The sequence below is a fragment of the Litoribacillus peritrichatus genome (assembly GCF_039537985.1).
GTDB classification, from domain to species: domain Bacteria; phylum Pseudomonadota; class Gammaproteobacteria; order Pseudomonadales; family Litoribrevibacteraceae; genus Litoribacillus; species Litoribacillus peritrichatus.
Window position 1 is genome coordinate 157,787 of record NZ_BAABBN010000012.1, and the last position, 15,089, is coordinate 172,875.

At 44.3% G+C, this 15,089-nt stretch carries 20 protein-coding genes; 9 read left to right on the plus strand and 11 right to left on the minus strand.

The window, feature by feature from the left end:
* Positions 1-22: 22 nt before the first annotated feature.
* Together ABD744_RS17150 and infA are read left to right on the plus strand one after the other, a co-directional pair.
* Positions 23-724: an arginyltransferase gene (locus ABD744_RS17150; protein WP_344799778.1), complete on the plus strand. Its 702-nt coding sequence runs from the start codon at positions 23-25 to the stop codon at positions 722-724.
* A gap of 106 nt (positions 725-830) precedes the next feature.
* Positions 831-1,049: a translation initiation factor IF-1 gene (infA, locus tag ABD744_RS17155; RefSeq protein ID WP_344799779.1), complete on the plus strand. Its 219-nt coding sequence runs from the start codon at positions 831-833 to the stop codon at positions 1,047-1,049.
* Between the two features lie 88 nt (positions 1,050-1,137).
* Here infA and clpA read toward each other — a convergent pair whose 3' ends face one another.
* Both clpA and clpS read right to left on the minus strand, forming a co-directional pair.
* Positions 1,138-3,405 (minus strand): ATP-dependent Clp protease ATP-binding subunit ClpA, encoded by a 2,268-nt coding sequence (gene clpA, locus ABD744_RS17160; protein WP_344799780.1) that lies wholly within the window; start codon positions 3,403-3,405, stop codon positions 1,138-1,140.
* A 42-nt stretch (positions 3,406-3,447) separates the two neighbouring features.
* Positions 3,448-3,783 carry an ATP-dependent Clp protease adapter ClpS gene (gene clpS / locus ABD744_RS17165; RefSeq protein ID WP_344799781.1) on the minus strand — a complete coding sequence of 112 codons (336 nt, stop codon included), beginning with the start codon at positions 3,781-3,783 and terminating at the stop codon, positions 3,448-3,450.
* A gap of 353 nt (positions 3,784-4,136) precedes the next feature.
* Between clpS and cspD the strand changes: the two genes are divergently transcribed.
* Entirely contained in the window at positions 4,137-4,391 is a 255-nt protein-coding gene (gene cspD / locus ABD744_RS17170; protein ID WP_344799782.1) for a cold shock domain-containing protein CspD, read from the plus strand.
* Positions 4,392-4,485: 94 nt separating this feature from the next.
* Here cspD and uvrY read toward each other — a convergent pair whose 3' ends face one another.
* Positions 4,486-5,154 (minus strand): UvrY/SirA/GacA family response regulator transcription factor, encoded by a 669-nt coding sequence (uvrY, locus tag ABD744_RS17175; RefSeq protein WP_344799783.1) that lies wholly within the window; start codon positions 5,152-5,154, stop codon positions 4,486-4,488.
* Between the two features lie 249 nt (positions 5,155-5,403).
* Here uvrY and ABD744_RS17180 point away from each other — a divergent pair, with 249 nt between their 5' ends.
* The 6 genes from ABD744_RS17180 to ABD744_RS17205 all read left to right on the plus strand — a co-directional run bounded on the left by ABD744_RS17180 (position 5,404) and on the right by ABD744_RS17205 (position 8,588).
* Positions 5,404-6,072 carry a Bax inhibitor-1/YccA family protein gene (locus tag ABD744_RS17180; RefSeq protein WP_344799784.1) on the plus strand — a complete coding sequence of 223 codons (669 nt, stop codon included), beginning with the start codon at positions 5,404-5,406 and terminating at the stop codon, positions 6,070-6,072.
* Positions 6,073-6,151: 79 nt separating this feature from the next.
* A complete protein-coding gene (gene tusD, locus ABD744_RS17185) occupies positions 6,152-6,550 on the plus strand; it encodes a sulfurtransferase complex subunit TusD (RefSeq protein WP_344799785.1) in 399 nt (132 codons plus the stop codon).
* A 9-nt stretch (positions 6,551-6,559) separates the two neighbouring features.
* Positions 6,560-6,922, plus strand: a complete 363-nt coding sequence (tusC, locus tag ABD744_RS17190) for a sulfurtransferase complex subunit TusC (RefSeq protein ID WP_344799786.1) — start codon at positions 6,560-6,562, stop codon at positions 6,920-6,922.
* A 14-nt stretch (positions 6,923-6,936) separates the two neighbouring features.
* On the plus strand, positions 6,937-7,212 hold the full coding sequence (gene tusB / locus ABD744_RS17195; protein WP_344799787.1) for a sulfurtransferase complex subunit TusB: 276 nt from the start codon (positions 6,937-6,939) through the stop codon (positions 7,210-7,212).
* Between the two features lies 1 nt (position 7,213).
* On the plus strand, positions 7,214-7,543 hold the full coding sequence (locus ABD744_RS17200) for a TusE/DsrC/DsvC family sulfur relay protein (RefSeq protein WP_344799788.1): 330 nt from the start codon (positions 7,214-7,216) through the stop codon (positions 7,541-7,543).
* A gap of 31 nt (positions 7,544-7,574) precedes the next feature.
* The gene (locus tag ABD744_RS17205; protein ID WP_344799789.1) at positions 7,575-8,588 is read left to right on the plus strand and encodes a glycosyl transferase family protein; all 1,014 of its coding nucleotides are present in this window, start codon (positions 7,575-7,577) and stop codon (positions 8,586-8,588) included.
* Between the two features lie 22 nt (positions 8,589-8,610).
* On the opposite strand, the gene ABD744_RS17210 is transcribed toward ABD744_RS17205, so the two are convergent.
* The 8 genes from ABD744_RS17210 to acpP form a co-directional block, all read right to left on the minus strand.
* Entirely contained in the window at positions 8,611-9,390 is a 780-nt protein-coding gene (locus ABD744_RS17210; RefSeq protein ID WP_344799790.1) for a TatD family hydrolase, read from the minus strand.
* A gap of 82 nt (positions 9,391-9,472) precedes the next feature.
* Entirely contained in the window at positions 9,473-9,793 is a 321-nt protein-coding gene (locus ABD744_RS17215) for a PilZ domain-containing protein (protein ID WP_344799791.1), read from the minus strand.
* A gap of 119 nt (positions 9,794-9,912) precedes the next feature.
* Positions 9,913-10,920 carry a DNA polymerase III subunit delta' gene (locus ABD744_RS17220; protein ID WP_344799792.1) on the minus strand — a complete coding sequence of 336 codons (1,008 nt, stop codon included), beginning with the start codon at positions 10,918-10,920 and terminating at the stop codon, positions 9,913-9,915.
* Positions 10,917-11,570: a dTMP kinase gene (gene tmk / locus ABD744_RS17225; protein ID WP_344799793.1), complete on the minus strand. Its 654-nt coding sequence runs from the start codon at positions 11,568-11,570 to the stop codon at positions 10,917-10,919. The genes ABD744_RS17220 and tmk overlap by 4 nt, the downstream gene beginning before the upstream one ends.
* Before the next feature lie 17 nt (positions 11,571-11,587).
* Entirely contained in the window at positions 11,588-12,631 is a 1,044-nt protein-coding gene (gene mltG, locus ABD744_RS17230; protein ID WP_344799794.1) for an endolytic transglycosylase MltG, read from the minus strand.
* Positions 12,631-13,458 (minus strand): aminodeoxychorismate lyase, encoded by an 828-nt coding sequence (gene pabC / locus ABD744_RS17235; protein ID WP_344799795.1) that lies wholly within the window; start codon positions 13,456-13,458, stop codon positions 12,631-12,633. Before pabC ends, mltG begins: the two co-directional genes overlap by 1 nt.
* Positions 13,459-13,462: 4 nt before the next feature.
* Positions 13,463-14,713, minus strand: a complete 1,251-nt coding sequence (gene fabF, locus ABD744_RS17240) for a beta-ketoacyl-ACP synthase II (protein WP_344799796.1) — start codon at positions 14,711-14,713, stop codon at positions 13,463-13,465.
* A gap of 89 nt (positions 14,714-14,802) precedes the next feature.
* On the minus strand, positions 14,803-15,036 hold the full coding sequence (acpP, locus tag ABD744_RS17245; RefSeq protein WP_344799797.1) for an acyl carrier protein: 234 nt from the start codon (positions 15,034-15,036) through the stop codon (positions 14,803-14,805).
* Positions 15,037-15,089 lie beyond the last annotated feature (53 nt).

Below are 15,089 nucleotides of genomic sequence, written 5' to 3' on the forward strand. Positions count from 1 at the left end.
AACCATATTTTGTCGGTACGCTATGGAAATAAAGCTTTTTCAGACAACAGACACATCCTGCGGATACCTGGAAGACCGCATAAGTTCGTCGCTTGTCGTAGACCCTGAAATCCCATTAAACCAAGAGCTGGTCTCCTGGTTCAGCTGCAATGGATTCAGACGAAGTGGTGATATGGTCTATAAACCCACCTGCCAACATTGCAACGCATGCAAGTCCTGCAGAGTCAGAGTCAATGAATTCAAAGCCAGCTCAAGTCAAAAGCGCATACGAAATAAATGCAAGATAGCTAACTCAGTGGTTCGTGAAGCGGCATTCTCAATCGAAGAATACGCATTGTTTGAGAAGTACATTTCTCTCAGGCACTCTGACGGTGAAATGTTCCCGCCTTCCAAAGACCAATATCAGAGTTTTTTATGCAAAAACTATGGCTTCAACTACTTCTTACTGACCAAAATAGATGAGAAAATCATTTCAGTTTCTGTCTTTGATTTATTGGACGATGGGCTATCCGCTGTCTATACTTTTTTTGATCCTGAATTCGATTTTCTAAGCCCCGGCGTGTTTAGTGTCCTCAAACTCATTGATCTTGCCAAGCAAGCCAACCTGCCCTACGTGTATTTAGGTTACTGGATCAAAGACTGTAAAAAAATGAGCTATAAAACCAAATACCAACCGATAGAAATTTTCGATCGCAACGACTGGCAACAGTACACAGGCAATTAATTTTAGTTTTTATTGGATTTAGATCGATCAGGTTTTGCACATTGCAGGAAATTAGTGCACAATTCGCACCCATTAATTTGGCAATCATTTTTAAGGTAGAGCTTGAATGGCAAAAGAAGACCATTTTGAGATGGAAGGTACGATCGTTGATACCTTGCCTAATACTATGTTCCGTGTTGAGCTAGAAAACGGTCACGTAGTTATTGCGCATATCTCTGGAAAAATGCGTAAGAACTACATCCGTATTCTTACTGGCGACAAAGTAAAAGTAGAGTTAACGCCTTACGACCTTAGCAAAGGCCGTATCGTGTACCGCGCTCGCTAAGTACATCCCGCTCCTCTTTTAACAGTGCTTTATACAGCAAATTCTTGCTCAAAAACCTATTAAAAGAAGAACAGGACACACGGAGCGGTTATACCGCTTCGTGAGCTTCCATCTCCAGTTTGATCCCATCCTCATCCGCAGTAATAAACACATCACCACCTGACTCAGATAAATCACCAAACAGAATACTTTCAGCCAATGGTTTTTTCAGTTGATCCTGAATTAAACGAGCCATCGGTCTTGCACCCATTTTCTCGTCATAGCCATTCTCAGCCAACCAGTTCTTAGCGGAGTCATCCAAGTGAAGAACAACGTCCTTATCATCCAACTGATGCTGAAGCTCTTCCACAAACTTATCAACGACATTGCGAATCACATCAACACTGAGCGCACCAAACTGAATGATCGCATCCAACCGGTTTCTGAATTCCGGTGTAAACGTTTTCTTCAGCTCTTCCATGCCATCAGTCGAGTGATCCTGATTTGCAAAGCCAATCGAGCGCCGGCTGATCACCTCAGCCCCCGCATTTGTCGTCATAATCAGCACAACATTACGGAAGTCCGCCTTACGGCCGTTATTGTCGGTTAACGTACCATGATCCATCACCTGCAATAGCAAATTAAAGACTTCAGGATGCGCTTTCTCAATCTCATCCAACAACAACACACAGTGTGGAGTTTTATTCACCGCTTCTGTCAATAAACCACCCTGATCGTAACCAACGTACCCTGGGGGTGCACCAATCAAGCGGGAAACCGTATGGCTCTCCATGTATTCAGACATATCAAAACGGATCAGCTCAATACCCAGAGTCTCTGCCAGTTTACGTGTCACCTCAGTTTTACCCACACCCGTTGGGCCAGCAAAAATGAACGATCCCATCGGTTTTTCAGGCTCTTTCAAGCCTGCGCGAGATAACTTAATCGCAGAAGCCAAAGTATCGATCGCTTCATCCTGACCATACACCTGAGCCTTAAGATCCGTATCCAAAGTCCTCAACTGATCCTTGTCAGACGAAGAAACGCTCTTTGGTGGTATACGAGCAATATTGGCAACAATAGACTCTATATCAGCCACCTCAATGCGATTCTTTCTTAGCTCTGCCGGTAATAATTTCTGATATGCACCGACCTCATCAATCACATCAATGGCTTTATCAGGCAAATGACGATCATTAATGTAGCGCTCTGAGAGTTCTGCTGCTGCATGAAGCGCTTCTTCATCGTACTTGACGTGATGGTACTCTTCGAAGCGATCCTTCAGCCCCTTCAGTATTTCGAAGGTATCCTCCACTGAAGGCTGAGCCACATCAATTTTCTGGAAGCGACGAGCCAAAGCACTGTCCTTCTCAAAAATCCCACGAAATTCAGTAAAGGTAGTTGAGCCCACACAACGAATTTCGCCGCCACTCAACAACGGCTTGAGTAAATTCGACGCATCCATTACCCCACCTGACGCCGCTCCGGCACCAATGATGGTATGAATTTCATCAATAAACAAAATTGCGTGAGACTTCTTCTTTAGTTCAGCTAACAACGCTTTGAAACGTTTTTCAAAATCCCCACGATATTTAGTTCCGGCAAGTAAAGCACCTAAATCCAGCGAAAACACAACACCATCCTTGATCACATCAGGAACATTTCCTTCTACAATCAATCCGGCCAAGCCTTCCGCAATAGCTGTTTTACCTACACCACTTTCACCAACCAGCAGCGGGTTATTTTTTCGACGACGAGACAGAACCTGAATAACACGTTCTACTTCTTTGTCACGGCCAATCAAAGGATCAATCCGCCCTTCTTTCGCCTGCTGATTCAAGTTAGTCGCATACGCCTCCAGCGGACTCTCAGACGCATCCGCACCTGCGCCTTCTTCCTGTCCCTCACCTGCACCAATATCTTCCTGATGATCCCCATCAGACACCTTGGAAATGCCGTGAGATATGTAATTAACCACATCAATCCGAGCAACATTTTGCTGTTTAAGATAATAAACAGCCTGACTTTCCTGCTCACTAAAGATAGCTACCAATACATTTGCGCCCGTAACTTCTGACTTACCAGAAGATTGGACATGAAATACCGCTCGTTGTAAAACTCGTTGAAAACCTAACGTAGGTTGCGTCTCTCTTTCTTCATCCGCCTCAGGGATCAGCGGTGTCGTGGAGTCTACAAACTCCAGCAAATCAGACCGTAACTTTGAAATGTCTGTACCACATGCCTTCAACACACCGGACGCAGCTTCATTATCGAGGAGCGCCAATAGTAAATGTTCCACCGTCATAAATTCATGACGCTTACTACGGGCTTCTTTAAACGCAACATTCAGAGTCAGCTCTAAATCTTTACTGAGCATACACAATCACCTCAAATAACATCTGGTATTGAAAAAGCTTAATTATTCTGCAACTTCAACTTCACAAAGAAGAGGATGTTGGCACTGTCTTGAGTAGTCATTCACCATTAGAGCTTTAGTTTCTGCAACATCCTTACTGAATACGCCACAAACCCCCTTCCCTTTGGTATGAACAGTTAACATTACTTCCGTGGCTTGCTGGTCATTCATATTAAAAAAGACCATGAGAATCTCAACTACGAAGTCCATTGGAGTATAGTCATCATTCATCAAAACGACTCTATACATTGGAGGTGGTTTTAACTCAGTCTCCGAAGGCGCTGTCGCCAGCCCGGTACCGAAGCCGAACTCTTGATCATCACCAAACCCACTAGACATGTCTTACTCCCTCCATAATATTTAGCTTAGATGAAAAATCGGGATAGTACGGAGATTTCATCGTCTTTTATTCATTGAGACTAATCTTTATTGGGCCAGACCGTCAAAAAACAAGCCTATACACATTTTCTTACGCAGTAAAACACAGAAAAAACGGGGATTCCGCACATTTTATTATTTTTTAACAAATGACAACTTGACAGATGGTGATATATGTTAAGAATTGTAAACAAACAGCAAGAACATGGAAGCGCTCTTTTTGATGGGTCATCTCGGTGATCTAAAACAATGCTGTAACAAGAGTCAGTTACCATGCCTTGGAAGTATGATCACAGGGAATGAGAGGGTCTCCTATGGCGACGGGTAAGGTAAAATGGTTCAATAATGCAAAAGGCTACGGCTTTATTGTTTCAGATTCACACGACGAAGATTTATTTGCACACTATTCTTCCATCCAGATGGAGGGGTACAAAACGCTAAAAGCAGGACAAGATGTCGAGTTCGACACCACACCGGGTGATAAAGGCCTTCACGCCATTAACATCCGCGTTCCTGACGCCCCAGAAAGCACCAATACGCAGACCGAAAGACAAGCTGAAATAGTTTAATTCTTTTTTCCTGTCGCACCACTGAAACATAAAAAACCAGCAAGCAGCTGGTTTTTTATGTGTTTCGAACGCAATTTAAATAATTTAATTCAAATTAAGCAGAAACGCCTTGTTTGCTCGGCTGTTCAGCGTCAATCATTCCATGCCTGACCGCCAAAAGCGTCAACTCAACATCACTACTGATTTGTAACTTATCAAAGATTCGGTACCGATAACTGTTCACCGTCTTAGGACTCAAACACAACTTATCGGAAATTTCCTGCACCTTGTAGCAGTTCACAATCATCATAGCGATTTGAATCTCTCGCTCCGACAACAAGTCAAACGGGGACTCATCCGGCTCACTACTGAACGGCTTTAATGCCAATTTCTGAGCGATTTCAGGACTAATATATCTTTGACCGGCTTTAACCACACGAATCGCCTGAACCATTTCATCTAAATCCGCGCCTTTAGTTACATAACCAGCAGCACCAGCCTGTAACAAGCGAGACGGAAACGGATCATCACCACACACAGTAACAGCAATAACGCGTATATCAGGGTCCATACGATACAACTTTCGAGTTGCTTCCAGACCACCAATGCCAGGCATCTTAATGTCCATCAATACAACATTAGGATGAAGCTCACGACACTTTAAAATTGCATCTTCGCCCGAAGACGCTTCACCTATGACTTTTATACCATTCACATCTTCCAACATGCGACTGATACCGGCTCTAACCAGATCATGATCGTCCACTACAAGTACATCAATCACTTTCCCCTCCTAATCATCCTTTTTGCATAAGAAATTAAATGCATCAGGACAAATCTTCCATTGATTAATTCAGCGCCTTTATAATTATTAGCCAAAAGCACTACGATACATCCAAACCTACGTCGATATTACCTCTAAATAATACTCAAGAACAAAGAGTTTTACTTGATTTTGGGAACTCTTGTCATACTATAGGGTCGAACTGCTTTAATAATAGCTGTGATTCTTAATACTACGGAGATTTTGTTAATGAATAACGACTATCAGACGATAGACCGCGCCTATCCGTCCACGGAAGTCAAAAATAAGGTTCTTAAGAACACTTATACCTTTTTGGCTATCACCCTCGCTTTCAGTGCACTTGCTGCTTTTGTTGCTATGCAGGTAAATGCACCTCGCGTGCCGTTTCTGCTCCACATTGTAGTATTTTTTGCTTTACTTTTCGGCATTGAAAAAACAAAGAACAGTGGCGCCGGCGTTGCTCTCACATTTCTTTTCACAGGTTACATGGGCTTCAACCTTGGCCCTATCCTGAACATGTACCTCTCTATTCCCAACGGAAGCGAGTTGATTACATCAGCATTTAGCATGACAGCCATCGCGTTTCTTAGCCTGTCTGCATTTGCAGTAACAACCAAGAAAGATTTCAGCTTCCTAAGCAGTTTCATCATGGTTGGCACTGTCGTAATACTTGTAGGCGTTTTGGCTGCGTGGATTTTTGAGCTACCGTCTCTTGCTCTTGCTTTATCTGTGGGCATCGTTCTTCTGTCTTGCGCACTGATTTTATGGCAAACCGGTGAGATTGTTAACGGCGGCGAAACAAACTATATCTCTGCCACCGTTACCCTGTATGTGTCTATCTACAATCTATTCCTGAGCTTACTTCAGATCTTAGGTGTGATGAGCAGCGACGACTGATCAAAACCCAAGATTAACACGCTGTTTCAAAAGGCCCCGATATTATACAATACCGGGGCTTTTTCATTACGGCAGACTTATGAACCAACAAAAAACCTTCAGTTTATTTATCAGCCCTTCCGCTTGGTCTTCCCAAGCTCACAGTTCGGCGTTAAATTTTGCTCAAAGCGCGCTCAAAGCAAACCACTCAATTTATCGAGTATTTTTCTACAGTGACGCAACCCTATGCGCGAACAACTCCACAGTGGCACCGCAGGATGAACTGAACATTCCTCTGGAATGGGTCCGCTTGGCTAAAGAACACAAGATTGATTTAGTCACCTGTATCTCAGCAGCGATCAAACGCGGTATTTTGGATGAAACCGAGCAAAATCGATATGCTGCAGAAACGCACAACCTAAGTGAAGAATTCAGTTTATCCGGCTTAGGTCAACTGGTCGATGCCATCATTCACTCTGATCGTGTGATTTCTTTTTAGGGGCTGACAATGAAAAAAAACATCTTACTTATCCTTCGTTCTGCGCCCTACGGTTCATCAAAAGCGCGTGACGCCATTGATTTCATTTTAACTGCCGCAGCATACGATCAGGACATCCACGTAGTCTTTCAAAGCGACGGCGTTTTCCTGCTGCTCAACAACCAAGACCCAAGCCAAATACCAGCCAAAAACACATCTTCACTGATTTCTGCTTTTGAAATGTACGACATCGACAATATTTACTGTGAACGCCAAAGCCTCACAGAAAGAAGCCTCAGCGAAGAACAACTGATAATCCAGCCAGTCTTGATAGAAAAAAGCACTGAAATCCAATCGCTGATTCATCAAGCAGATACCGTTTTAACTTTTTAGGCTAAGCACCCGACATGACACTTCATCTTGTTTTTAGCTCACCATTCAACAGCAACGCACTTAAAGAGTGCCTGGCCTGCGTCGCCCCTACCGATGGAATATTGTTTCTTGAAGATGGAGTTTATGCAAACCAACACAGCCAAGATCTGACCAGCCAAAATGAGCTTTATATGCTGCACGAAGATTGTATCGCAAGAGGCCTTGAAGCAAACGCTTCGTTTCAAACAATCAACTACGATGATTTCGTAGCACTCACATTAAAGTATTCAAAAACAGTAAGCTGGCGTTAAAATGCTTTTAGTCAACAACATTGAAATAGACACCGACACAGAAGGATACCTGACCAACCTAAACGATTGGTCATCCGACGTTGCACTCGCCATCGCCAGCAACGAAGGCATCGAGCTGACGACTGCACACTGGGAAATCATCGAGGTTTTAAAAAACTTCTATGAGACTTATGAAACATCGCCTTCTGCCCGACCACTGGCAAAGGCCGTCAAAGCCGCTTTAGGCCCTGAAAAGAGCAGCAGCATCTACCTCATGAGCCTGTTTCCAGAAAGTCCGGCCAAGCAAGCCGCCAAAATCGCAGGTCTGCCCCGGCCAGCAAATTGTTTCTAAAGAATCAAACTTCAAACCAATGGAATAACCCATGAGCAAAAAACCCTTCCCCATAGAACGAGACGAACACCCTTTCGCGCAATACGTACGAATCCTGGGCAAAGGAAAGCGCGGTAGCCGCTCATTCACTCAGGACGAAGCCCGTGACGCCATGAGCATGATTTTAAAAGGCGAAGTTGAGGAAGTTCAACTGGGCGCCTTTCTGATGCTGCTTCGCGTTAAAGAAGAAAGTCCTGAAGAAATCGCAGGGTTTGTACAGGCAGTAAAACAACATCTGACTGTAGAATCGACGATCATTCCTGATCTTGATTGGTCGTCATACGCAGGCAAACGACGCCACTTGCCATGGTTTGTATTGAGCGCCCTGCTCCTCTCTGACAATAACTTCAAAATATTCATGCACGGAGCTTCCGGCCATACCATCGGTCGCATCTATACAGAGAATGTTCTCAGCTATCTGAATTTACCAATCGTCGACTCATTCAAAGCTGCAGAAACAGCTCTCGCAAAAAACAGTTTCTGCTACATGCCACTTTCCAAATTTTCGCCAACGCTGCACCGAATTATAGAACTGAGAAATACTTTGGGTTTGAGGTCTCCGGTCCATAGCCTGTCCAGATTGATCAACCCTCTCAATGCCCCTTGTGTGGTGCAAGGCATTTTCCACCCAAGCTATAACCCGGTACACCAAATCGCCGGTCAGCTGCTTGGCTACCAAAGACTGGCAGTCATCAAAGGCGAAGGCGGAGAAATTGAGCGAAACCCGGACTCTAAAGTAGAAGTTCGATCATCAATAGACAACGAATTAATCGAAGAGGTATGGCCTCCCCTATTTAGCCAGCGTCACGTCCGACCCGACGAACTGGACATAGATCTTCTGCCTTCGCTATGGCGAGGTAAACATCAGGATGAGTACGCTGAAATGGCAGTCATAGGCACCGCCGCTTTTGCTCTGAGACTGATTCACCACCATCAAAAGAACCAGGAGGAGTGCCTGGAGTGGGCTAAGGACTTATGGGCTCAGAGAAACAAAACGCTTTTATAAGCCACAAATTCACATCTGCCGGCTATTCCGGCAGATGCATCAATCGATTAAAGTTTTCAGTAGTCGCAACCATTAGTTCTTCGTAGCTAACGCCCTTTAGTTCAGCAACAAATTCTGCAACGTCACGCACAAACGCAGGCTCGTTTGGCTTTCCCCGATGAGGTACTGGCGCCAGATACGGCGCATCCGTCTCAACCAGCAAGCGATCCAAAGGCAACGCTTTAACGGTATCACGCAATTCACTGGCATTCCTGAAGGTAACAATGCCTGATATCGAGACATAGAAATTCATTTCCAGAGCGGCCTGAGCCATTTCCAGGCTCTCAGTAAAGCAATGCAAAATACCGCCAACCTCCAGATTACAATGAGCCTCCAACAACTCTAAAGTTTTCTGACGGGCATCCCGGGTATGAATAATAACCGGCTTTCTACATTCTGCCGCCACTTCCAGCTGAGAAATAAAGCGACGCTCTTGTTCTTCATGATTGTCTTTGTCATAAAAGAAATCCAACCCCATCTCACCAACAGCAATCACTTTTGGGTGCTGGGCAAGCGCCAATAATTCCTGCGGCTTAGGCGCCGGGTGCTCCAACGACAGCGGATGAACCCCAACAGAAGCATAGACATCGTCATACTTTTCCGACAAAGCAATCACCGCATCGGCATTTTGCATATCAATCCCGACACACAAAAATCGACCAACACCACGCTGGCGAGCTGCATCCAGGGCTTTCTCTAAGTTACCATCATAAACATCAAGCTTTAAACGATCTAAATGACAGTGCGAATCAACCAAATACATAATTTATACAAACCAGAAAGCAAAAAAGCCTAAGTTCTTAACCAGGCTTTCTGAAAGATTAAAAAATAAGAGAGAGATAATATCACATAGTATGATTTGGCCGATCAGAATCCAGAGACCCAGTTAAGATTTTCTCAATCATGTGCTTTGCGGATTCATCTTTCATTGTAAACTGAATTCCAATACCCGCTGCCCTATTGCCTTGCGACCCCTGAGGTGTAATCCATACCACCTTACCGGAGATTGGAATTCGTTCAGGCTCGTCCATTAAATTCAGGAGAATAAAAACCTCATCGCCCAGTTTGTATTTTTTAGGCGTCGGAATAAACAAACCACCCTTATCTACAAAAGGCATATACGCAGCATAGAGAACACTTTTATCTTTAATAGTAAGCTGCAACATAGGTTGCCTAACTCCTTAAAAAACCAATATATGTTTTTCTTTTTAATTCTACGACTTACAAAATATGATTGATAGTCTGGATTACGTCAATAGTATTATTTCAAGCAATCAAATAAGATTTAAGCGGATAACATTTTCTGCCAGTCAATCAACAACCGATCAAAGACCAACTGCTTATTTGGGTGACTTTCAATCGCGGCACGCTCTATATCTTTTAATATTTCACGATACCGATGCAAAAAACGAGGATCGACGGGTTTAGCCAACACCAATCCCATTAACTCAGACAAATCCTTATTTTTAATTCTGGCTTCATCTTTAGTCATCACCAGGACAACCATATCCTTCAACCAGTGATCCAGCCAATGAACAGCTTCTAACAACTCGATCGCTCGCCAGGACTCAGCAACCTCAACGGTAGATTTTCCTTTTACCGCTTCGACCAGCCCCTGGCTTAGCAAACTGCGCCACTCAAGTTTACCCTGTTCTACCAGCTCGACCGCATAAAACGGACCGCCTTCAGAAATACTAGACAACAAATGATGATCCGACCTTTCCGGATACAAATTCTTCAAGAATTCATTCGTTTCTTCCAGCGAGGGCGTCGGAATTTCATAATACTGACAACGACTTCGTATTGTGGGCATCAATGAACTTAGCGAGTCCACAACTAAAATCAAATGTGTGTCTCCGGCCGGCTCTTCCAGTGTCTTCAACAGCGCATTCGAACTATTAATATTCATTGCATCTGCCGGCTCGATAATGACCACTTTCTTTCCGGACATTTGAGACGTCTGAGAAACAAAAGTGTTCAATTCTCGAATCAAATCGACCTTAATGGCTTTACCTGCTTGTTCTGGCTGAGCATAGAACAAATCAGGGTGCGTCCCCGCCTTATTTAATAAACAGGAAGAGCAACGACCACAAACATCCCCATCCAAAGGCGACTGACACAACAGAAACTGGGCTAACGCTTTCGCAAAGTGGAGCTTCCCAACACCGTTATGGCCATAGATTAATAAGCCATGAGCCAGATGATTTTTATTCAACGCACCCAGTAACGACTGCCAAGCGGAAGTATGCCACGCAAGCGGTCTATTCAGCTCTTGGGATTCATGCTCAATCAAGACGCTTCCCCAGCTTGAGAAATAACGCGCAAAACCCTGTCTTCGAATACCTGCTTAACCTGATTCTGCACTTTATCCAGCGATAAACTGGCATCAACGACAGCGTAACGGTCCGGGTTCTGGCTAGCTCGAAGCAAGTAACCCTCTCGGACTCGCTCAAAGAAAGATAAGTTCTCTTGTTCAAAACGATCTAGATCCCCCCGAGCTCTTGCTCGTGCCATTCCCACCTCAACAGGTGCATCCAGAATAACGGTCAGGTCAGGCTGTCGATTACCATGAACCAGGTTTTCCAGTACAGAAATTGCCTCAACGCCCAGTTCACGACCATAGCCTTGATAAGCGTAGGTTGCATCTGTGAACCGATCACACACGACATGTTCACCACGTTGCAGCGACGGCTCAATAAACTGAGATAAATGCTGTGCTCTTGCTGCGAACATTAAAAGTAATTCAGCATTCGAACACACTTTCTCATCCCTGGGAGCCAACAAAAGATTTCTGATCTCTTCCGCCAAAGGCGTACCACCCGGCTCCCGCGTGGCCACATAATCCAAGCATGCATCTGCCATCAGGCGCTTAAAATACTCGATATTCGTGGTCTTCCCGACCCCTTCGCCACCTTCAAAAGTGATAAATAACGCTTTAGGCACTGCTTTAAGTCCTCGCATCAAGGCTTATCTGGAGTAGAACGATAGTTCTGACTTCTTCTTAACTGGTATTTTCTAACAGCCTTATTGTGTCCTCGCAAAGTTTTAGAGAAATGGTGCGAACCATCGCCCCGAGCCACAAAGAAAATGGAATCATCCCCTTTAGGGTTAAGCGCTGCCTTAATCGCCTCAGAGCCAACCATAGCAATAGGCGTGGGAGGCAACCCTTTGATTTGATAAGTATTATATGCTGTTTTAGTTCTTAAATCCCGTCGAGTAATGTTTCCTTTGTAGTCATCACCCATGCCATAAATAACCGTAGGATCTGTCTGCAACCTCATACCCAGGTTCAGCCTATTGACAAAGACTTGTGCGATCTGTGGTCTTTCCTCTGCTACAGCCGTTTCTTTCTCCACTATAGAAGCCATGATCAATGCTTCATAAGGCGACGCATAAGGCAAGTCTTTCGCCTTATTTTCCCACTCTTTCGCAAGCACCGCCTGGAGCTTCTTATGAGCACGGACCAGTATTTCTAAATCACTGACACCATAAGAGAATGTATATGTGTCAGGATAAAACTGGCCTTCAGGGTGTATCTTCTTGCCAGCGACCTTCTCCATGATTTGATCTTCCGACAGTCCCGCCAATTTATGAGTCACATTGGCATTCTGTTGAACTCTGGCCATCATTTGTTTGAAGTTCTGACCCTCAATAAACGAAATATTAAATGTAGTAACATCACCCCGAACCATTTTTTTCAACAGAGTCAACGGCGTATCAACGGGTTCAACGGCATAGCGGCCTTTTATGAGATGATCATAACCCGCCCAAAGCACAACCCTACAAAACGGCCGAACATGCTCAACCAATTCCAAAGACTTCATTCTTCGACAGACTTTATACAGCCCCTCCCCAGAATGAACATCAATGAATTGAACCTTTCCGGCATGCTCACCATAAGGAGAATTAAAGCTTTTATTTAAGTACCAGGAGTAACCAGCAACTACGACGACGCCAATCAGAATGGAAATTACAATTAAACGTTTAAAAAGAGATAAAGACATTAATTAAGTACACTTCGAGCCAAATGAGAAAATGAAAATGCCGCTTCTACAGAAAATTGATAAGTTTGCCCTTTTAGCGTCGTAACCGAGCGCACAGGTAGAATACCGTTCACTGAGTTGCATACAAAACAGCCCTCAGCCTTACTCAAGTCATCGAGACTCAATGTAGAAACCGCCGTATTTATACCCAAGTCAGCAGATTTTTCCAGTAACCAAGTCCTAAAAACACCATTTACGCCACTATAATTCAACTCTGGTGTTAACCAACGCTCACCAATTAAAAAAAACACATTTGATTGAGTGGCCTCAATCAACAGACCGTTTGTATCGAGCATTAATCCTTCATAAAACTGCTCGTCATACCACTCGTTTCGTGCAAGTACATTTTCCAGCCGATTTAAGTGCTTTAAACCCGCCAGAAGCGGTTGGCAAGCAAGCCGTGTTTTACACTCGCGAACCGCAACCCCCTGCTTCACAAATGCCTCTTCCAGCCGCTCAAAGCCTGAGAAAACTTGCAAAAAAACCTCTGAATCAGCCTCTTCCAATGAGCGATAACCTCTTCCACCGGCTACACGCGTTAAAACCACCTTAACGACAGCAACATCCTCATTTGCAACCAAAGCCTGAATACGCTTTGCCAGTTCTGCTGCATCATCTTTATCGAAGTGAATTCCAAGACGAGCTGCACCATTACAAAGTCGAGCCAAGTGATATTTGAGCAAAGTAATTTTTGAGCTCACAACCAACATAGTTTCAAACAAACCATCACCGTATGAAAAAGCCCTGTTTGAAAAATCTATCGAATCAGAAGAGGTATGAATGATCATTGAATTAACTGCAAGCCCCAAACACCATAGAAGCGTTAGTACCGCCAAAACCAAAAGAGTTATTCATTACATAACGACCTTGAAATGCTTTAGCACGATTAGGAACCAGGTCAATGCCCACATCATCAAAGCGATGCAAATTGATCGTAGGCGGAGCTATCTGCTCCTCCAATGCCTTAACACAAAAAATTGCTTCTAGGGCACCTGCTGCACCTAACAAATGTCCGGTCATGCTCTTCGTTGAACTCATCTTGAGCGAACCACCCCTTAACGAACCTGGTCCTGAAAACACGGCTGTTATTGCATTAAGTTCAGCTTGATCACCCAAAACCGTAGAAGTCGCATGAGCATTAATGTAGCTGATGTCGCCCGGAACAAGCTGAGCATCACCGAGTGCCGCAAGCATAGCTCGCTGAGCACCTTCACCATCCTCACTCGGCGCGGTAATATGATGCGCATCACCGCTCATACCAAAACCAAGAACCTCCGCATATATTTTTGCACCCCGGGCTTTAGCATGCTCATAGTCCTCAAGAACCAAAGTGGCCGCGCCATCGCCCAATACAAAACCATCTCTGTCAGCATCCCAGGGTCTGGAAGCCTGCTCCGGAGATTCATTACGCGTTGATAACGCCCTGGCAGAAGTGAAACCTGCCAACCCTAACTCAGTAGTACACATTTCACCAGCTCCGGCCAGCATGACATCTGCATCACCATAGGCAATACTCCTGGCTGCGAAACCTAAGTTATGAATACCTGTGGCACACGCCGTAGAAATGGCAATATTTGGCCCCTTCAAAGCCAAATGCATTGATACATGCCCAGCCAGCATATTTACAATAACGGACGGAATAAAAAACGGAGAAACACGGCGATGACCTGACTTTCTCAACACATCATGGTTTTTTTCGATGGTTTCAATGCCCCCTATGCCTGAGCCAAATGCAACTCCGGCACGAAACACATCAAACTCTACACCATCAAGGCCTGCGTCAGTAAACGCCTCTATCGCTGAAGCAAGACCATACTGAATGAAAACATCCATCTTTCGGCTTTCTTTTTTCCCAAACAAAGCCTCAGAATCAAATTCCTTAATCGTACCGCCAAATGTCACCGGATATTGAGAGGCATCAAACTGTGAAATAGAAGATATCCCACTGCGCCCTTGCAGTGCTGCCTTCCATGTAGACTCAACAGAATTCCCAAGCGGTGAAACACACCCCATACCCGTGATAACAACACGACGGCCTTGCATACATTTATTCCAATAATAAAAACAACTTATAAATTCCAAATACACAAAAGCCGCCTAATAGGCGGCCCTTGTCAAACCCGATCAAAAAATCAGAGGTTCGCTACGATGTAATCAATCGCGTCTTGTACAGCAGTCAACTTCTCTGCTTCTTCATCAGGAATTTCTGTTTCGAATTCCTCTTCCAAAGCCATTACCAACTCTACAGTATCCAGTGAGTCAGCACCAAGATCATCTACAAAAGATGAAGAAGGGTTAACATCTTCTTCTTTCACACCTAATTGTTCACAGACAATCTTTTTGACGCGCTCTTCAATCGTACTCATGAGCGAACTTTCTCCTAATGTCATTTGTTTAGTGGCTGCTAGTTTAACGAAAG

Coding starts and splice junctions, on each gene's coding strand:
- ABD744_RS17180 (WP_344799784.1), top strand. CDS start 5,404: ATGAATAACGACTATCAGACGATAGACCGCGCCTATCCGTCCACGGAA.
- ABD744_RS17205 (WP_344799789.1), top strand. CDS start 7,575: ATGAGCAAAAAACCCTTCCCCATAGAACGAGACGAACACCCTTTCGCG.
- ABD744_RS17200 (WP_344799788.1), top strand. CDS start 7,214: ATGCTTTTAGTCAACAACATTGAAATAGACACCGACACAGAAGGATAC.
- fabF (WP_344799796.1), bottom strand. CDS start 14,713: ATGCAAGGCCGTCGTGTTGTTATCACGGGTATGGGGTGTGTTTCACCG.
- acpP (WP_344799797.1), bottom strand. CDS start 15,036: ATGAGTACGATTGAAGAGCGCGTCAAAAAGATTGTCTGTGAACAATTA.
- infA (WP_344799779.1), top strand. CDS start 831: ATGGCAAAAGAAGACCATTTTGAGATGGAAGGTACGATCGTTGATACC.
- cspD (WP_344799782.1), top strand. CDS start 4,137: ATGGCGACGGGTAAGGTAAAATGGTTCAATAATGCAAAAGGCTACGGC.
- clpA (WP_344799780.1), bottom strand. CDS start 3,405: ATGCTCAGTAAAGATTTAGAGCTGACTCTGAATGTTGCGTTTAAAGAA.
- mltG (WP_344799794.1), bottom strand. CDS start 12,631: ATGTCTTTATCTCTTTTTAAACGTTTAATTGTAATTTCCATTCTGATT.
- tusD (WP_344799785.1), top strand. CDS start 6,152: ATGAACCAACAAAAAACCTTCAGTTTATTTATCAGCCCTTCCGCTTGG.
- ABD744_RS17210 (WP_344799790.1), bottom strand. CDS start 9,390: ATGTATTTGGTTGATTCGCACTGTCATTTAGATCGTTTAAAGCTTGAT.
- tusC (WP_344799786.1), top strand. CDS start 6,560: ATGAAAAAAAACATCTTACTTATCCTTCGTTCTGCGCCCTACGGTTCA.
- ABD744_RS17215 (WP_344799791.1), bottom strand. CDS start 9,793: ATGTTGCAGCTTACTATTAAAGATAAAAGTGTTCTCTATGCTGCGTAT.
- ABD744_RS17150 (WP_344799778.1), top strand. CDS start 23: ATGGAAATAAAGCTTTTTCAGACAACAGACACATCCTGCGGATACCTG.
- pabC (WP_344799795.1), bottom strand. CDS start 13,458: ATGATCATTCATACCTCTTCTGATTCGATAGATTTTTCAAACAGGGCT.
- tusB (WP_344799787.1), top strand. CDS start 6,937: ATGACACTTCATCTTGTTTTTAGCTCACCATTCAACAGCAACGCACTT.
- clpS (WP_344799781.1), bottom strand. CDS start 3,783: ATGTCTAGTGGGTTTGGTGATGATCAAGAGTTCGGCTTCGGTACCGGG.